Below are 16,839 nucleotides of genomic sequence, written 5' to 3'. Positions count from 1 at the left end.
CTCAACTCCCGCCGCCACCGGACCGCTCCCTGAAGGACTCCCAGCGGTGCAGTAACTCCTTGCCGCGCCGCCGGGCCGCCACGTCGCACAGCGCCGCCGACAACAGCGGCGCGGTGCGGCGCCGGGCGAGCAACAGCCGCTGGTTGACGACGGGTTCGGGCCGCCAGTGGTGCTTGTACGGCTCGTTCCCGCGCAGCAGGCTCAACGCACCCCGGGGCGGCTTGCGGGCGTGCTCGGCGCACGCGTCCAGCAGCATCACCGCCACGTCCGCCTTCCGCTCCCGCAGCCGCGGATGCGCCCCGTACAGATAGCCGCCGGCCAACTCCCGGGACAGCAGCGTGAGATCGACGGCCACGACGTCGTCGTCGAGCCGGAACTCGGTCACCACCGCGTCCCCCGACCGCACCATCGGCCCCACCGACCTCACCAGGTGGTCGCAGAACCGCTGTTGCAGGTGCTCGGACGTCACCTTCCGGCCCTGCCACTGGAGTCGGTGCAGTTCGAGCAGGCGCCGCAGCGCCGCGTCCACGCCGTCGGCCGGTACGACGCTGCGCTCCACCCCGAGCGAGGTCAGCTTGCGCAGCTTGGCCCGCACGCGCTGCGCCTTCGCGGACGGCAGCCGCGCCACCAGCTCCTCCATGGGCACGGCCGGCAGCTCCAGGCACACCGAGTCCCCGACCCGTCGGCGCGGCCCCCGCCAGTGCTCGTACACCCGCTCCACGGCACCCCCCGGACGCACCTCGCGGAAGTCGATCAGCGCGGTGCGCGCCGCCGCCGCGAGCCCTTCGGTGAGCGCGGCGACGGCCTCCTCCGCGCGCTCGTCGTCGACCAGGACGTCCCCGTAGTCGGAGATCGCCCCGCCCAGCGGCACGAGCGAGGGGAACGGACTGTGTACGGCCATCAGGGGCGCGGCGGCGAGGAGTTGGCCGTTTCCGCCGCGCACCAGGAGCAGGCGCAGTCGGCCGCGCCTGCCGTAGGACAGCCACCAGGAGTGCAGCCAGGCGTGGCTCTGGAACGGGGTCGCCGTCGCGCAACGCCCGTACAGGTCGGCCCAGTCAGCGGCGAGGGCGGCGAACTGGGCCTCGTCCGTGACCAGTTCGGCGTTCATCGTGCCCCGTGGACGTCGGCGGCGAGGGCCGGGCCGGGGACAGAGGTCTTGGCGTCCTCGGTGGTCCGCGTCTCCTCGGCGGTCCGCTTCTTCTCCGCCGCCCGCGTCTCTTCCGGCGCCCGCGTCTCTTCCGAAGTACGCGTCGCCGCCTTGGTGCCCCGCTTCGGGCGGGCCAGCAGCACCAGCCCGCCCAGCAGCCCGCCCGCGCTCGCGCCGACCAGGCCGGTGACCGCCGGGGACTGCGAGGACGGGTCGGTCGGCTTCAACGCCCTTGCGAACTGCTGGAGTTCGACGTTCGTCGTCTTCTCGCTGCCCTTCGCGTGCTGGGTCAGCGCCCGCGACACCGCGTTCGCCATGTCGGCGGCGAGGTCCGCGCGGCCCGAGGTCGCGGTGATCGACACCATCGGCGCGTCCGGCGAGGTCGCCGTCTGCACGCTCTTGCGGAGCGTGTCCACCGGCACCCCGGCCCACACCTGGGCGTCGCCGAGCACCGCGAGCTGCGTCGCGACCCGGCCGTACGCCTGCGCGAAGCCCAGCGCGGAGGACGGGTCGGACTTCTCGGCGGGGACGGCGACGACGTACGCGGTCGCCGTGTAGACGGGCGGCTTCAGCGCGCCGTACGCGCCGCCCGCGAGGCCACCGGCGAGGGCGCCGGCGGCGAGCAGGGTCCAGGGCGGGAGGGCCTTGGCGCGGGTGAGGAGGGCCGGGCGGCGGGAGGTGTTCTCGGTCATGTGGCGGTGGCTTTCTGGGGTGACGGGACGGAGAGGGTGGTCGTGTAGACGTCCATGAGGCGTGCGGCGCTGCGGGCGATGTCGTAGTGGCGGGCGGCCTCGGGCGGGGTGCGCGGGCCACAGGTCGGGGGTCGGCGCAGGGCGTCCGCGAACTCTGCGGCGCCGCACGGGACTTGGCGGGCGTCCGGGGCCTGGCCGGGCAGGTCCTCGATCGCCGGGCACGATGCGTACCGCACCGGCAGACCGGCGGCGAGCGCCTCCACGGCCGCCAGGCCGAACGCCTCGTCCGGTGAGGGGGACGCCAGGACGTCCATCGCCGACGTCAGCGACGGCAGGTCGGGGCCGGGGGAGCCGTCCGGGACGTACGGGCGCTCGCCGGTGAACAACACCCGGTCGGCGACGCCCACTTCGTGCGCTGTGCGCCGCAGCACGCTCTCCTCGGGGCCGCCGCCCACCAGCAACAGCCAGTGGTCGTCCGGGAGTTGGGCCAGGGCCTCGATCAGGACGTCGAAACGTTTCCCGGCGCTCAGCCGGCCGATGCCGCCGATCACGTACGCGCCCTCGGGCAGGCCGAGGCGGCGGCGCGTGCGGTGGCGGGCCACCGGGTCGAAGCGGAAGCGGTCCAGGTCGATGCCGTTCGGGACGACCTCGATGCGCGGCGCGGGCACGCCCCAGCGGCGCAGGCGGTCGGCGACCGTGGGGGAGACGGCGACCGTCGAACGCCCCAGCCGCTCGCTCGCCAGGTACAGGGCGCGCACACCCTGCGTGAGGCTGCGGCCCTCCATCTGCGCGTCGCCCAGGGAGTGTTCGGTCGCCACGATCGCCCGCACCCCCGCGAGCCGCGCCGCGAGCCGGCCGTACACGCAGGCGCGGTACAGGTGGGTGTGGACGAGGTCGTAGCCGCCGGCCCTGATGTGCTTCACCAGGCGGGGCAGCGCGCCCAGGTCGCGGTTGCCGGACATGCCGAGGTGCGTGACGCGCACCCCGTCCGCGATCAGGCCGTCGGCGACCGCGCCCGGGTTGGTGAGCGTCACCACGTCGCACTCGACCGGCAAGTGCCGGATCAGCAGCCGCAGTTGCTGCTCGGCGCCGCCCGTGCCCAGGCCCGTGATGATGTGCAGCGCCCTCACCGCAGGCCCTCCACCGGACGCCGGCGCAGCCGGTGCAGGCGGTGCTTGAGGAAGAGGCGGGCGGCGGTGTCGTTCTGGCCGATGTGCACGCGGGGGAGGGCGTGGACGCCGTTCAGCGGGCCGGGGTCGATCGCGCAGGCGTAGGCGTAACCGGCGTCGCGCACGGCCGTCACGGCGCGCTCGTCGATCGTGCCGTAGGGGTAGCAGAAACCGTCGACATCGGTTCCCAGGAGGTCACTTAGCTGGTCGCGGCTCTGTTCGGTCTCCGCCGCGAGCGTCTCGTCGTCCGCCTTCGTCAGGTCGACGTGGGTAAGGCCGTGGGAACCGATTTCTACGCCCTGGGCCGCCGCCTCGCGGATGCCGTCCGCCGTGAGGAGGGGCTTGCGGGGGCCCAGCGGGTCCCAGGCGTTGTCGCCGCCGAGGCGGCCGGGGAGGACGAAGAGGGTCGCGTTCATGCCGTGCGCGCGCAGGACGGGGAGCGCGCGTTCGACGAAGTCCGTGTAGCCGTCGTCGAAGGTGAGGCCGATCAGGCCGGTGCGGTCGGGGGCCGCGAGCAGCTCGGCCATCGAGACGCCCCTCAGGCCGCCGCGCGCGAACCAGGCGAGCTGCGCGGCGAGGCGCTCCGGGGTGACGGTGATGCGGTACGGGTCGTCGGAGCAGTCGCCCACCGAGTGGTACATCGCCACCCAGGGAAGGGAGTTGGGTGTCCGGCGTCTGCTTCTGGTCTCAACGGGAACGGACATGGGCTGCCAGCCTTCGGGATGCGGAACGGACGGAGCTGAGGACGGGCTCGACCCCCTGGGCGTCCAGCGCCCAGCCGAGGACGAGGAAGACGGCGGTCACGGTCAGCCCCCCGGCGAACGCCCCCGCGATCGGCCCGCCGGTGACGTGGCCCGCCGCGTACGCGCCGAGGACCGTCGCGACCAGCGCGGCGCGCAGCGGCCGGCTCAACTCGCGCAGCACGCCCCGGACATGGACCGGGACACTCCGTTGGCCCATCCCCGCGAGCAGCACCAGCGCGGTCACCGAGATGCCCGCCGCGTTCGCCACGGCGATGCCGGTGACCCCCAGGCTCCCCACGCTCAGCGCGCCGATCCACGACGTCACCACGATCCCCGCGGCCATCGCGCCCACCGGGTACCAGCTCGGGCGGCCCGCCGAGAAGTACGAGCGCACGAGTACGCCGGTGAGGGTCTGGCCCAGCAGGCCCAGCGCGTACACGCGCATCACCTGCGCGGTCGCCGCGGTGTCCTCCGGGGTGAACGCGCCCTTCTGGAACAGGAGTTGGATGATCTGCGGGGCACAGGCGACGACGGCCGCCGTGCCGAGGAGGACGACGCAGGTCGCCAGCGCGAGGTCGCTCTCGACCCGCTTCCTCGCCCGCTCCGTGTCCCCCTCCGCCAGCGCCCTCGCGACCACGGGGAACGTCACCGTGATCAGCATCATCGACAGCAGCATCGGCATCTGCGCCACCTTCTGGGCGTAGTTGAGATGCGAGATGGCCCCCTCGGGGAGCCGGGACGCGAGGAACCGCTCGATCAGCACCTGCGACTGGCGGCACAGCGCGAACAGCAGGACGGTCGCGAGGAGGGCGGTGTTCAGGGCCTGGGGCTCCTGCCCGGCGCGCTTGTCCTCCGTGGCGGCTTTGCTGGTCAACTGCTTGAGCAGCGAGGGCAGTTGCACGAGGACCATGAGCACGCCGCCGACCGCGACCCCGGCGGCGGCCGACCGCACCCCCCAGTGCTCGCCCAGCACGAACATCCCGGCGATGATGCCGATGTTGTACGCGACGTAGATCGCGGCGGGGGCGCCGAACTTGCGGTGTGCGCGGAGGGCGGCGCTGCAATATCCCGCCAGCCCGAAGCTGACGATGCACGTCGCCGTCAACCGGGTGCAGTCGACGGCGAGTCGGGGGTTGGACAAGCCGGGCGCGAGCGCGTCGACGACCTGGGGTGCGAGCCCGGCGACAATCGCCCCGACGCCCATGAACGCGAGCGACAACTTCGGCAGGGTCCCGGCGACAAGCGCCCGCACAGGGTCCCCCGAGGCACCCTGCGCCTTCCGCGCCAAGGCCATGCTGAACGCCGGAATCAGCGCGAACGCCATCCCGTCCTCGATCAGCAGCGTCGCCGCGAACTCCGGCACGGTCCAGGCGACGAGGAACGCGTCGGTCTCCTGCCCGGCCCCGAAGAGCCGGGCGAGCGCCTGATCCCGGACGAGCCCGAGGAGGGACCCGGCGATGGAGAGGGCTGCGGTGAGAACGGCGGCTTTGGCGAGGAACTTGCCGGTGGGGTGCGCGGCTTGGGAGGGGCGGGGGGCACGCTGACCGGGGGGCGAAGAGGGGGCACTCTGGCCGGGGTGTGGCCTGTCGGCCGGGTGATCGGGAACCGGCTTGCCAGCAGGGCGCGCGGGGGCCCTCCGGAGACGAGCGCCATCGGAACCCGCGACGCTGCCACGAGCCGACACACCACCGCTGCCCCACGCCTCGACTCCCCCATACCGCTCGATGTCCGGGGCGGCACAGCGCCCCCCATCGAACTCGGCACGCGCGGCGGCTCCGCTCGGCGGCCGGGTTCCGGCCCGCGCGGAGGCTGGGCCCGGTGGTTCGGCTCCTGGCGCGGCTCCGGGATTTGCCCGCAGGGCGGCTCCGCCTGGTGTCTCGGCTTCCGCTGGCGCGGTGGCTCCGCCCAGCGATCCGGCCTCCGACGCGGCCCCGGCCCTCGCCTGCGCGGCGGCCCCGCTCGGCGGCCGGGTTCCGGCCTGCGCGGAGGCTGGGCTCGGTGGTTCGGCTCCGGCCTTTGTTCGCAGGGCGGCTTCGCCTGGTGTCTCGGCTTCCGCTGGCGCGGTGGCTCCGCTCAGCGATCCGGCCTCCGACGCGGCCCCGGCCCTCGCCTGCGCGGCGGCTCCGCTCGGCGGCCGGCTTCCGGCGCGCGCGGAGGCTGGGCTCGGTGGTTCGGCTCCGGCCTTTGCCCGCAGGGCGGCTCCGCCTGGTGTCCCGGCTTCCGCTGGCGCGGTGCTTGCGTTCGGTCGGCCGGCTCCCAGAGCGGTGTCGGCTTCCGCCCACGCGGTGGTTCGGCTCGGTGGTTCGGCTCCCGGCGCGGCCTCGGCCTTTGCCCGTACGGTGGCTCGCCCTGGTGTTCCGGCTTCCGCCCACGCAGTGGTTGGGCGCGGGTGCCCGGTTTTCGTGGAGGGCTCGGTCTGGGCCCGGGCGGTGGCCTCGTCCAGTGGTTCGGTGCCCGTTCTTGGCTCCGCGTTGGACGATGCCCGGACCTCGGTCAGTTCCTCGGTGTCCGGCTCCGGCGTTCCGAACGCCCCGGTGGACGGCTCCCGCGCAACCTCCTGCGCCGGGCTGTCCGTTCGGGGTGTTCGGGAAGGGGGCACCGTCATCGGGCGCTGGCCCCCTCGGAGTGGGCGGCGAGGCCCCACCATGCGATCAAGCCGACGCAGATCGCTGTGAGGACTGTCGACGGTCCGCCGATGTCCGCGTACATGAAGTCCGTGAGCTGCCACACCGACAGCCCGCAGGCGATCAACGCGCAGTCGAGGGAGCCTTGTTGGCGCTTATGCGCGCGGGCCAGGTTGCGCAGGGCGCAGGTCAGGAGGGCCAGCCAGCCGCCCGCGAGGGCCAGCAGGCCGAGGAGGCCCTGTTCGCTGAGGATCAGCAGGTACATGTTGTGCGGGGACAGGAGGGGCTGCTTCACGTACCCCGAGCCGGCGCCCTCCGTGTCGCTGCCGGAGGACAGTGCCAACGAGGCGTGCGCGTCACGGTGTTCGGGGAAGCCCTTCAAGCCGACGCCCGTCAGGGGGTGTTCGCGCCACATGCCGATCGCGGCGGCCCACATGGTGTAGCGGTCGGTGACGGACTGGTCCGGGGTGTCGGTGACTTGGGTGATGCTGCTGACCCGCTCCTGGAGCATCGCGGAGCCGACGCCGAGGCCGCCGACGAGGATGATGCCGAGGGAGACGACAACCGCCCCCACTTTCAGGGCCCTTCGCAGTCCCGCCAGCACCAGCTGGACCGTGCAGGTGAGCGCCGTGGCGATCCAGGCGCCCCGGCTGAAGGACAGGGCCAGCGGAATCAGCAGCGCGCCCGCGCACGCCGCCGCGATCAGGCGTTCCCGCCGCACCGACCGCCCCAGCGCGAGCCCCACCGCGCAGATCAGCCCGAAGGACACGACGGTCGCCATCCCCATGACGTCCTGGGGCCCGAACGTGCCGACCGCCCGGATCTCCTCGCCCTGGTAGGACGCCCCGGTGTGGGTGACGAACTGGTGGACGCCGACGGCCCCTTGCCACCCGGCGAGGCCGACGAAGGACCAGGCGAGGAGCCGGAAGTCGCGGGCGTCGCGGATGAGGAGGAGGACGGCGGCGGGGACGAGGACGAAGACCTGGAGGTAGCGCCCGAGCCCGGACATCCCGGCGCTCGCGGAGGACGCGCCGAGCGCGGCGAGCGTGAGCCCGGCGACCGGCATCCCGAAGAGCACGGCGGCCCGCCGGGACAGCGGCCGGGCCCGCTGCCGCAGCAGCCGTACGACGCAGAAGAGGACGACGAGCGCGGAGAGCGCGTCGGCGGGCCCGGCACCCCCTTCGCCGCCGGGCGCGACGGGCAGGGCGATGAGCGCGATCACGGCGGCGACCGGCAGGACCGGCGAGAAGGACCGGGGCGGCGTGAGGGGCAGGGCGAGGGCCATCGGCGTCAGCTCCCGGTCGGACGGACGAAGGCGGCGGCGGTGCGCAGCAGGATGCAGACGTCCTGCCACAGCGACCAGTTGTCGATGTAGGCGTTGTCGAAGCGGGCCCGGTCCTCGATCGAGGTGTCCCCGCGCAGCCCGTTGATCTGGGCGAGCCCGGTGATCCCGGCCCGCATCCGGTGCCGGGCCGCGTAACCGGGGTAGGTCTGGCTGAACTGCCCGACGAAGTACGGCCGTTCGGGACGCGGCCCGACGAGGCTCATGTCCCCGCGCAGCACGTTCCACAGCTGGAGCAACTCGTCCAGCGAGGTCTGCCGCAGGAACCGGCAGAACGGGCTCATCTCCCGCTCCCCGGCGACACTCCACCGCGTCGCGGACTCGTGCTCGTCGGCGGGCCGGTACGTGCGGAACTTCAGCAGCGTGAACGGCCGCCCGTCCTTCCCGATCCGCTCCTGCCGGAACACCACCCCGGGCCCGTCGGTCAGCCGCAGCACCACCGCGCACACCAGCAGCAACGGGCTGATCAGCAGCAGCAGAACCCCGGAGACGGCAACGTCGAGCAACCGTTTGCCGGCGCTGCCCCGCCGCCGCGACCCCAGGTCCAGCGGCCGGCGCGCGTACCCGGCGAGCTGGTCGCGCGAGGCGTACGACGGCGACTCCGCGTCCACCTCCCACACCGCGCACCCGGACTCCGCGAGCGCCCGCAGCAGCGGCGCCTGCCTGACCCGTACGGCCGGGTCGACGCACAGGACGTCCCGCACCCCGTTCTGCACGACCGCCATCTGCACGTCCTGACCAGTCGTCAGAACCGGCAACCCGCCGCTCCCGCCGCCCTGTTCGGCGACGATCCCGACCGGCTCGACCCCGCACCGGGGCTGCCGCAGGACGGCGGCGGCGACCTTCTGCGCGGTGGCGGCGGGGCCCACGACGAGCGCGGCACGCGGCCGGCGGGCCAGCAGCCGACGGCGCCGGTGGTGCACCAGCGACCGCCCGGCGCACGCGGCACCCGCCTGCGCCGCGCACCCGAACCCGAGGGTCCCCCAACTCAGTGCGTCCTCGGGGGAGTTCGCGGCGACGAGGGCGGCGAGCAGCAGCCAGGCGACCGCGATCCGCCCGCAGACGGCGGGGAGTTCGTCCAGCACCCCCGCGACGGGCCGTGCCCGCTGGGGCCGCAGAAGTATCGTCGCCGCCACCAGCACCCCGACCAGCAGAGGCCGGCGCTGCGCCTCGGCGAGCGCGGGGAGACCGGCGGCCACGGCGGCGAGGTCGGCCAGCAGCAGCGGCAGCGGCGACGCGGGCCGCGCCGAGGGCCGCCGTACCGGGAACCGGAACCCCGTACCGCTGTCGCGGCGCGGGATGACGGAGACGGGCGAACCGGGGGAGGGGACGGTGCTTTCGGCGGTCACGAGTGGATGGACTCCCTGCACTCGGTGGGCTCGACGCGCGGCAACGGCCGCTCGCCGCCCAGGAGTTCGCGGTACAGCTCCGCGACCGTCCCGGCGCTGCGCCGCACGTCGTGTGTGGACAGGACGTGCCGGCGGCCCCGGGAGCCGAGGGACTCGCGCAGCAGGGGGTCGAGCAGCAGGCCGGTGACCGCGCCCGCCAGCGCGGCGGGCTCCCCGGGCGGCACCAGGCATCGTTCGGCGAGCGCGGGCGGCAGGCTCTCGCGGGCGCCGGCCACGTCGGTCACCACCACCGGCCGGCCGCACGCCATCGCCTCCAGCGGGGCGAGCGCCATGCCCTCCCAGCGGGACGGCAGGACGACCAGATCGGCGGCCTGGTACCAGGGGGCGGTGTCCTCGACGGCACCGGCGAACGTCACCGACTCCGGTGCGCGAAGGGCGAGTTGAGACCGGTCCGGGCCGTCCCCGACCAGCACGAGACGGGCTCGCGGCACCTGCCGGACGACCGGCTCCCACGCCGCGAGCAGCACGTCCTGGCCCTTCTGCCGGCACAGCCGCCCCACGCACACCACGAGCGGCGCGGCCGGGTCGACGTCCGGGAGGAGGGCGGCGCGGACGGTGTCCACGGGGGCGGGGTGGAAGCGGCCGGTGTCGATGCCGTTGGGGATCACCTGGTACCGGGCGGCGATCCCGGCGCGCTCGCCCGCCGCCCGCTCGCCCTCGCTCACGCACACCAGCCGGTGCGCCCAACGCGCCCCGAACCGCTCCCAGTTGAGGGCGAGCGCGGCCATGGCCCCGTCGACGGCCTCGAACGACCAGGCGTGCGGCTGGAACACCGTCGGCACCCGCCCGCGCACCGCGAGCCGCCCGGCGAGACCGGCCTTCGCGGAGTGCGCGTGCACCAACTCCGGCCGCACGTCCCGCAGTACACGCCCGAGCCGCCGAACCTCCGGGCCCAGCGAGGGCCCTGGCGCGCGGGCCGCCTCCCACCGGCGCACGACGGCCCCCAGCGCGGCCAGGTCGGCGGCGAGCGGGCTGTCGGGGAGGGCGACCGTGACCTGGCACCCGGCGGCGAGCTGAAGGACCGTCAGATCCCGGACGACGCGGGCGACTCCGCCGTCCACGGGCTGGGTGACGTGCAGGACCCGGGGACCGGCTTCGGGTACCGACTGGTGCATGGCGCGGTTTCCTCGCTCACGGACGACGCTCGGGACGGGCGGGAACGCGCCTGACTACTGCCGGGCGTCGACGGCGACGAAGACCGCGCCGGCCCACGCCGCGTCCCGGGAGGAAACGAGACGGAAGGCCGCCTGGTCACCACCGCGCCGCAAACCCTCGCTCAGATCGAACACGTCGGAGTCGTAGCCGAGGGTGCTCGCGTACGCCGGTTCACGCGCCGCCGGAGCCTCCCCCGGCTCGCTGATCGTGGAGTTCAGTACGTCGCCGGCCGGATTGGCGGCGTTCTTGAGCGCGGTCTCGCGGCCCTTCCCCGTCGAAAACACGAGCGAGTCACCCGTTCGGCCGGGGGTGCCGCCGTAGGCCACGAGCCCGGCGTACCCGCCCGCGTGCGCCGCCAGCGCGCGCCCCTTGAGTGTCACTTCGTGCCCCCGCTTTCCGTTCAGGGTGTCGAAGCCGTCCCAGAGGGAGAGGTGGCGGAGGGGTTCGCTGCGATTGTCGTACGCCACGACGAGCGTCCACCCGCCCCAGGCGCCGGCCTTCGACCTGCCCATCGCCACGTTGACTTGTGCGACCGTGTACAGCCCCTCGCCGCTCTCCCGGACGAGCTTCGTGACGTCCGCGGAGGCCTGGAAGGCGTCGGCGCCGCCCGCGACCCGGTGGCCCACGACCGTGTCGGCGAGGAGCGCCTTGTAGGAGCCGCCGGGCTCGGCGATCAGGACGCGGCCGTTGTCCTTCGGCGGCTTCTGCTCGCCGACGCGCAGGTTGCCGCCCCAGTAGAGGCGGGCGTACGTGACGCGCGAGCCCTCCGGGAGGCGGACCTCGGCGCGGGAGGAGTTGTAGGTGTTCGGGTCGTCGTCGACGTCGACGTAGAACATGTCGAAGTCGCTGTTGGCGCCCGGGAGCCGCCCGTCCCGCACCTCGGCGCAGCCGGGTGCCTGGGCGCGGCAGGTGATCGAGGTGTTCGCGGCGCGGACGATGCCGCCGTGCTGGGTGGCGCGGTAGCGCTCGGCGAACGGGAGGGCGGGGGCCTCGGCGGCGGCCGGCGGTGCGGGCGGGGCGGCGAGCGCCGAGCCGGCGCTCCAGAGGGCGGCGAGGGCGAGGGCGCCCACCGTCGCGCGGCGCAGCAGCGGAGCCGTGGGAGTGCGCATGACCGGCATGGCCCTTTCGGGGAACCTGCGGGGTGAGTCCGCAGTGCGATTTGCTGGCTTATAGGGGTGCGTCGGATGGGCCGCAACTCTAGACCGTATTCGGACTAATACGGTGATAGCGGTCAAGTGTGTCGGAATGGTGAAAGTCGGACCGGCGCCACATCACCCCATTGGCCGCACAACCCCTCAGGGCGCCGCGCGTTGACACAGCGCCGGGCATCCCCGCCCGGATGTCTGTGTCAAGACCTCCAAGGAGCACCTCTCCATGTCGCGTATCGCGAAGGGCCTGGCCCTCACCACCGTTGCCGTAGCGGCCGTCGCCGGCGCCTCCGGCATCGCCGCCGCCGACAGTGGCGCGCAGGGTGTCGCCGAGCACTCCCCGGGCGTGCTGTCGGGCAACGTCGTCCAGGTCCCCGTGCACGTGCCGGTCAACGTCTGCGGCAACTCCGTCGACGTCATCGGTCTGCTGAACCCGGCGTTCGGCAACACCTGCGTCAACGACTGACGCGCCTCTTCGCCGGACGGCCGCTCCCCAGCCAGGGGGGCGGCCGTTCCGTGTCTGCTCCCCCGAATGGGGGGTCGGCCGCGCGACACGGGGCGCGACGCTTGACGACCCGTCCGACCTGGGGTGATGCGGTCGAGCAAGCGGTCGCGGAAGGTGATTGATCTGTTGCGGTGAGTGTGTGTCACTCGCACGGTGGGCTCAAGACCTGACGCAATCGAAAGGAATTCCCATGCGTGGTCTGCCCGTACGGCGTATCGCGTCCACCGCACTGTGCGCCTCCCTCGTCCTCGGCGTCGCCGCCCCCACCGCGTTCGCGGCGGACGGCCCCGCCCATGAGCGCACCGCGGCGTCCAAGGCGCCCCTCCCCAACGCCGACGCGCTGCTCGCCCAGACCAAGAGCCTCGGTGACCTCGGTTCCCTGCTCACTCCCGTCACCGACCTCATCAACGCCGTACTCGCCGCCCCCGACGGCCAGTTGACGCCCGACAAGGCCGCCGCCCTGTCCGACGCGATCAAGGCGGCCGTCGCGAAGATCACCGCGGCGGTCCCCGCGGCACCGGCGCTGCCCGCGACCCCGGCGGTGCCTCCCGCACCGGACGCGGCGGGACTTCCGGCGACCCCGGCCCTGCCCGAGGCCCCGGCGCTCCCGGCGACGCCGCCCCTGCCCGCGACCCCCGCGCTCCCGGCGACGCCGCCGCTCCCCGCCACGCCGTCGCTGCCGCTGCCGGCCGCGAAGTCGGGTTCCGGGGCCGGAGAAGGGGCCGGGGAACTTGCCGCGAGCGACGAACGTTCAGTGAGTGACGACGGCAAGTCCGGCGCGCGAGGCGAGAGGAAGGCCGCCGACCTCCAGGGTGACGCCCTCGCCGCGCTCCAGGGCGCCGTCGCGAAGCTGCTCGCGGCGGTGACGTCCGGCGACGTCACCGGTGTCGTCCCCGCGGCGACCGGCACGCTGCTGGGGCTGGTGAACCTCGTCGCGGCGACCCTGCTCGGCGGCGGCCTCCCCGCGCCGAGCCTGGCGGGACTGCCGGCGCTGCCCGCGCTGCCGGTGGACCCGGCGGCGGCCGTACCCGCCGCGCCCGCCCTGCCGGTCGACCCGGCGGCGGCCCTGCCCGCCGCGCCCGCCCTGCCCCCGACCCCGGCGCTCCCGGCGGCGCCCGCGCTGCCGCCGCTTCCCGTATCGGCGCAGTAGCAGCGCAGTGACGGCGGATACGGCGCTGACACCGCCGTGAATCCGAAAAAGGTTTCCGCACCCCGGCCGACGGCGTCCCGGCTGCTCCTCCTTTGTGAACTCGCCCTGCGCGAGCCGTATTTGAGGAGCACCGGAACAGCCGGTGAACTCCCGCCCGCCAGGTGGGAATCCGGCCGGGGTGCAGAAATTTTCTGCGTCCGGGGTTTCCGGCGCGCGAGGCGGTCGTTAGGCACGGCGTCGTGTTTTGCCGACTTTCTCTCAGCCGCCGATGAAAGGAACCCGATGAAGTCGCTCAAGGCTGCCGCTGTCGTCGCCGGAAGCATTGCCCTCGCCGGCGCCGCGGCGCCCGCGTTCGCGCACAGCACCGCCGACCTCACGCCCACCAGCCTCACCGGCGCGGTGAACACGCTCACCTCGGGGAACCTCACCGCGAAGGACGTGATGCCGCTCCAGCACCAGTCCGACGCGCTCAACACCGAGAACGAGGACTCCCCGCTCAACACCGTCAAGGGTGCGACCGGCGCGCTCAACCAGCACAACCCGCTGCTGGGCGGGCTGCCGTTGCAGGGCTGAGCGCCGTACCGAAGGCCGGTCCCGGCACGCACGGGACCGGCCTCGCGCGTCACCGGACCCCCGCGACCCGGCTCGCGCGTCGCCGCCCCCGCGTCGACCTGGAACCCCGCCCGTCCCTCGTACGGGTGGCGCGCCCACCCCGCGTCCTCCGCTCGGGTGAGGACGCGTTCTGACGGGGCGTCGGCCGCCGCTATGGTCGCGCGGTGACCTCAACTAGCGAAACCCGCCCCTTCCGTGTCGCCGACCTCGGCACCCTGGTCGTGATGCCGTGGAGCGGCGAGGCCCCCGACGGCAGTGACATGCCCTACCTGCTCGCCTACTCCCTCGGTGACGCGGCCGACGGGCCCGAGGTGACCGCGAGCGCCATCGAGCGGCTCCTGACCGACAACGGCCTGCCCGTCGGCGGCGACCTCGTCGACGGGACCGAGCGGCCCAGCCTGCCGGTCAGCCTGCTGGTCGAGTCCGGCCAGGCCGTGCTGAACATGCCGAGCCTCAACGCGCAGTGCGTGCCGCCGCCGGAGTGGCTGGCCGCCGTCGAGCACCGGGGGTACGCCTACCTCGTGTTCACCACCCGCCCCTGGCCCGAGGCCGAGCCGGGCAAGCCCGTCGAACTGGAGGCGCTGGCCACGTTCGCCGGAGCCGACGAGACGCTCAACGCGGCGGCCCACATCGTGCTGCCGGCCCGCAGCCTCCGATAGCACGTCCGCGGAGTGCTTTTGAAGCGGACGGGGTGTCACCCATGCGAGTGACACCCCGTCCGCTTTAGTCGTTCGATTCCCGCGTCCGGGGGAATTGTCGACCGGCCTCGTTTCCAGGGTGTCCGCCCCGCTCGTTACCCCGTACGCAGAGCGCGTCCCCCGACATCCGAAAGGCCCTGACCCGAGATGAAGTCGACCACCCGAGGAACCCTCGCCGCCGTGCTGCTGGCCGCCGCCGCAGGTGCCGCCGCCGCGACCCCCGCCGCCGCGGCCGAGACGGTCCCTGTGCCCGTCCCGCTGGACGGCGCCGAGACGGCGCTGGGCATGGAGCTGCCGAAGGTCGGCGGCGAGCTCCCGCTCCCGATGCCGGGCGCCCCCGACGGCCCCCGGTACGTCGAGGGCAGCCTCGTCCCGGACCGCGCGCTCCCCCAGCTGCCGGTCGGCGCGGGCCTGCCCGGCCTCGGACTGCGTACGCCGCTCCCGCGCGTCCTCGGCGACGAGTTCGACCACGTCGGCCTCGACGCCCCCGCGAACGACGTCCGCGCGCTCGGCCCCGGCGCCACCCTCGACCTCCCCCTCACCCCGCCGAACCCCGACAACTTCGGCCTCCCGGAGCCGAAGCTGCCCGCGGCCGGCATCGTCACCCCGGTGCTCCAGGCCGTCCCGGCGGCCGACCTGGGCCTGGGAGAGGGCCTGTAGCAACCGGTTGCACAACGGCGGCGGCCCGGGGCGGTGGACGGCCCCGGGCCGCCGCACGCGGGAAGCTGATCCGTGACTCCCCGCGCCCCTTCGCGGTTACCGCTGTGACAACGGAACCGGAAGAGGAGTCGAGCATGGCGGTCGTCGGTGTGGGCGGGGGTTCGGTGGCGGTGGCGAGACCCGGGCGGCGGGCGCTGCTGCGCGGTCTGATCGGGGTGGGCGCGGTCGCCGCCGTCACCCCGCTGCTCGTCGCCTCGCGGGGCTTCAGGAACGTGGACCCCGGGCCCGGGTTCGACGAGATGTACCGGGGGCGGCACATCCAGGGCATGCCCGCGCAGGCCGGCCGCTCGGGCGAGGGCGCCTGGCAAGTCACCGTCGACGGACGGCCGTTGCACCTCATGCGCCGCGCCGACGGCACCTGGCTGAGCATGGTCGACCACTACCGCTCGTACGACACCCCGCTTCAGGCCGCGCGCGCCGCCGTCGACGAACTCAGCCCCGGAGAACAGCTCAAGGAACAGGCGGGGGGACACCATGGCCTACACGCGTAAAGACGTCAGCACCCTCACGGCGGCCGAACGAAAACGCTTCGTGAAGGCGCTCCTGGAGGTCAAACGCCGGGGCGAGTACGACGAGTTCGTGCGCATGCACATCGACTTCTACGTCTCCGACGGCGAGGACGGCCTCCGTACGGCCCACATGGCGCCCTCCTTCCTGCCCTGGCACCGGCGCTTCCTGCTGGAGCTGGAGCGGGCGCTGCGCAAGGTCGACGACTCGGTGACCGTGCCGTACTGGGACTGGACGCGCGACCGCACCGCCAGGTCGGCGCCCTGGACGGCGGACCTGCTCGGCGGCAACGGCCGTCCCGGCGACCGGCAGGTGACGACAGGGCCGTTCGCGTACGGGTCCGGCCACTGGACGCTCCGCGAGAACATCACCGACGAGGACTTCCTCACCCGCGACCTCGGGCGGGCCCGCGACCCCATCGAGCTGCCCACCAAGGACGAGCTGGAGTGGGCGATGTCGGACCCCGTCTACGACACCGCGCCCTGGGACTCGACGGTCACCAAGGGGTTCCGCAACAAGCTGGAGGGCTGGGGGACCGGGCGCGGAAGCGTCTCCTGGCGCAACCACAACCGCGTGCACCGCTGGGTCGGCGGGGTGATGCTGGGCGGCGCCTCCGTCAACGACCCGGTGTTCTGGCTGCACCACGCCTTCATCGACCTGCTCTGGTACCGCTGGCAGAAGCGGCACCCGCAGCACCGGTATCTCCCCGAGAAACAGCCGGAGTTGGGCAACCGGCAGCGGGGGCGGATCGTCGCCCGGGGCGAGAAGCTGCCGCCCTGGGATATGACGCCGGACCAGTTGGAGGACGTCAGCCGTATCTACCGCTACGCGTAAGGCGGTTGGGACCACGGGAAAACCCCGGCGCTCGGAGGTGCCGGGGTTCTCTCGCGCAGGTACGGGAGGTGACGGAGAGTCAGCCGCCGTAGCCGCCGCCGTAGCCACCACCGTGCTTCGGGCCGCCGTGGCCGTCGTTCACGCAGGTGTTGCCGAAGGCCGGGTTCAGCAGACCGATCACGTTCACGGTGTTGCCGCACAGGTTCACCGGGACGTTGACGGGGACCTGGACCACGTTGCCGGACAGGACGCCGGGCGAGCCGACAGCCGCGCCCTGCGCGCCCGCGTCCGCCATGGCCAGACCGGCGCCGCCGATGACCACGGCGGAGGTGCTGAGCACTACGGCCGCGGTCTTCGCGATGCGAGACATCACGTTCTCCTCAC

17 protein-coding genes are annotated in these 16,839 nt (G+C 73.8%); 7 read left to right on the top strand and 10 right to left on the bottom strand.

Features of this window, described 5'->3' with window-relative positions:
• Position 1: 1 nt before the first annotated feature.
• The 9 genes from PV682_RS18540 to PV682_RS18500 form a co-directional block, all read right to left on the bottom strand.
• Positions 2 to 1,108, bottom strand: a complete 1,107-nt coding sequence (locus PV682_RS18540; protein ID WP_319731156.1) for a GNAT family N-acetyltransferase — start codon at positions 1,106 to 1,108, stop codon at positions 2 to 4.
• Entirely contained in the window at positions 1,105 to 1,839 is a 735-nt protein-coding gene (locus tag PV682_RS18535) for a YveK family protein (protein ID WP_319731154.1), read from the bottom strand. The genes PV682_RS18540 and PV682_RS18535 overlap by 4 nt, the downstream gene beginning before the upstream one ends.
• Positions 1,836 to 2,969, bottom strand: a complete 1,134-nt coding sequence (locus PV682_RS18530; RefSeq protein WP_319731152.1) for a glycosyltransferase — start codon at positions 2,967 to 2,969, stop codon at positions 1,836 to 1,838. Before PV682_RS18530 ends, PV682_RS18535 begins: the two co-directional genes overlap by 4 nt.
• Positions 2,966 to 3,712, bottom strand: coding sequence for a polysaccharide deacetylase family protein (locus tag PV682_RS18525; protein ID WP_319731151.1), 747 nt, complete (start codon positions 3,710 to 3,712; stop codon positions 2,966 to 2,968). Before PV682_RS18525 ends, PV682_RS18530 begins: the two co-directional genes overlap by 4 nt.
• On the bottom strand, positions 3,696 to 5,435 hold the full coding sequence (gene murJ, locus PV682_RS18520; protein ID WP_319731149.1) for a murein biosynthesis integral membrane protein MurJ: 1,740 nt from the start codon (positions 5,433 to 5,435) through the stop codon (positions 3,696 to 3,698). Before murJ ends, PV682_RS18525 begins: the two co-directional genes overlap by 17 nt.
• 917 nt (positions 5,436 to 6,352) lie before the next feature.
• Entirely contained in the window at positions 6,353 to 7,660 is a 1,308-nt protein-coding gene (locus PV682_RS18515; RefSeq protein ID WP_319731147.1) for an O-antigen ligase family protein, read from the bottom strand.
• Between the two features lie 5 nt (positions 7,661 to 7,665).
• Positions 7,666 to 9,066, bottom strand: a complete 1,401-nt coding sequence (locus PV682_RS18510; protein WP_319731145.1) for an exopolysaccharide biosynthesis polyprenyl glycosylphosphotransferase — start codon at positions 9,064 to 9,066, stop codon at positions 7,666 to 7,668.
• Entirely contained in the window at positions 9,063 to 10,241 is a 1,179-nt protein-coding gene (locus PV682_RS18505) for a glycosyltransferase (protein WP_319731143.1), read from the bottom strand. The genes PV682_RS18510 and PV682_RS18505 overlap by 4 nt, the downstream gene beginning before the upstream one ends.
• 54 nt (positions 10,242 to 10,295) lie before the next feature.
• Positions 10,296 to 11,390: a DUF3344 domain-containing protein gene (locus PV682_RS18500; protein ID WP_319731141.1), complete on the bottom strand. Its 1,095-nt coding sequence runs from the start codon at positions 11,388 to 11,390 to the stop codon at positions 10,296 to 10,298.
• A 265-nt stretch (positions 11,391 to 11,655) separates the two neighbouring features.
• On the opposite strand from PV682_RS18500, the gene PV682_RS18495 reads away from it, so the two are divergent.
• The 7 genes from PV682_RS18495 (at position 11,656) to PV682_RS18465 (ending at position 16,455) form a co-directional block, all read left to right on the top strand.
• Positions 11,656 to 11,895: a chaplin gene (locus PV682_RS18495; protein WP_050371008.1), complete on the top strand. Its 240-nt coding sequence runs from the start codon at positions 11,656 to 11,658 to the stop codon at positions 11,893 to 11,895.
• A 229-nt stretch (positions 11,896 to 12,124) separates the two neighbouring features.
• The gene (locus PV682_RS18490; protein WP_319731137.1) at positions 12,125 to 13,084 is read left to right on the top strand and encodes a hypothetical protein; all 960 of its coding nucleotides are present in this window, start codon (positions 12,125 to 12,127) and stop codon (positions 13,082 to 13,084) included.
• Between the two features lie 282 nt (positions 13,085 to 13,366).
• Positions 13,367 to 13,657 (top strand): hypothetical protein, encoded by a 291-nt coding sequence (locus PV682_RS18485; protein WP_319731135.1) that lies wholly within the window; start codon positions 13,367 to 13,369, stop codon positions 13,655 to 13,657.
• Positions 13,658 to 13,860: 203 nt separating this feature from the next.
• Positions 13,861 to 14,355: a DUF5949 family protein gene (locus tag PV682_RS18480; RefSeq protein WP_319731133.1), complete on the top strand. Its 495-nt coding sequence runs from the start codon at positions 13,861 to 13,863 to the stop codon at positions 14,353 to 14,355.
• A gap of 186 nt (positions 14,356 to 14,541) precedes the next feature.
• The gene (locus PV682_RS18475) at positions 14,542 to 15,054 is read left to right on the top strand and encodes a hypothetical protein (RefSeq protein ID WP_112475666.1); all 513 of its coding nucleotides are present in this window, start codon (positions 14,542 to 14,544) and stop codon (positions 15,052 to 15,054) included.
• A gap of 134 nt (positions 15,055 to 15,188) precedes the next feature.
• A complete protein-coding gene (locus PV682_RS18470; protein ID WP_319731130.1) occupies positions 15,189 to 15,605 on the top strand; it encodes a tyrosinase cofactor in 417 nt (138 codons plus the stop codon).
• Positions 15,589 to 16,455, top strand: coding sequence for a tyrosinase family protein (locus tag PV682_RS18465; RefSeq protein ID WP_319731128.1), 867 nt, complete (start codon positions 15,589 to 15,591; stop codon positions 16,453 to 16,455). The genes PV682_RS18470 and PV682_RS18465 overlap by 17 nt, the downstream gene beginning before the upstream one ends.
• Positions 16,456 to 16,534: 79 nt before the next feature.
• Here PV682_RS18465 and PV682_RS18460 read toward each other — a convergent pair whose 3' ends face one another.
• On the bottom strand, positions 16,535 to 16,825 hold the full coding sequence (locus PV682_RS18460; RefSeq protein WP_109362596.1) for a chaplin: 291 nt from the start codon (positions 16,823 to 16,825) through the stop codon (positions 16,535 to 16,537).
• Positions 16,826 to 16,839 lie beyond the last annotated feature (14 nt).

The sequence above is a fragment of the Streptomyces niveiscabiei genome (assembly GCF_033794345.1).
Classification (GTDB): Bacteria; Actinomycetota; Actinomycetes; order Streptomycetales; family Streptomycetaceae; genus Streptomyces; species Streptomyces niveiscabiei.
The sequence above is the reverse complement of the archived record's forward strand: the minus strand, read 5'-3'. Positions and strand labels throughout refer to the sequence as shown.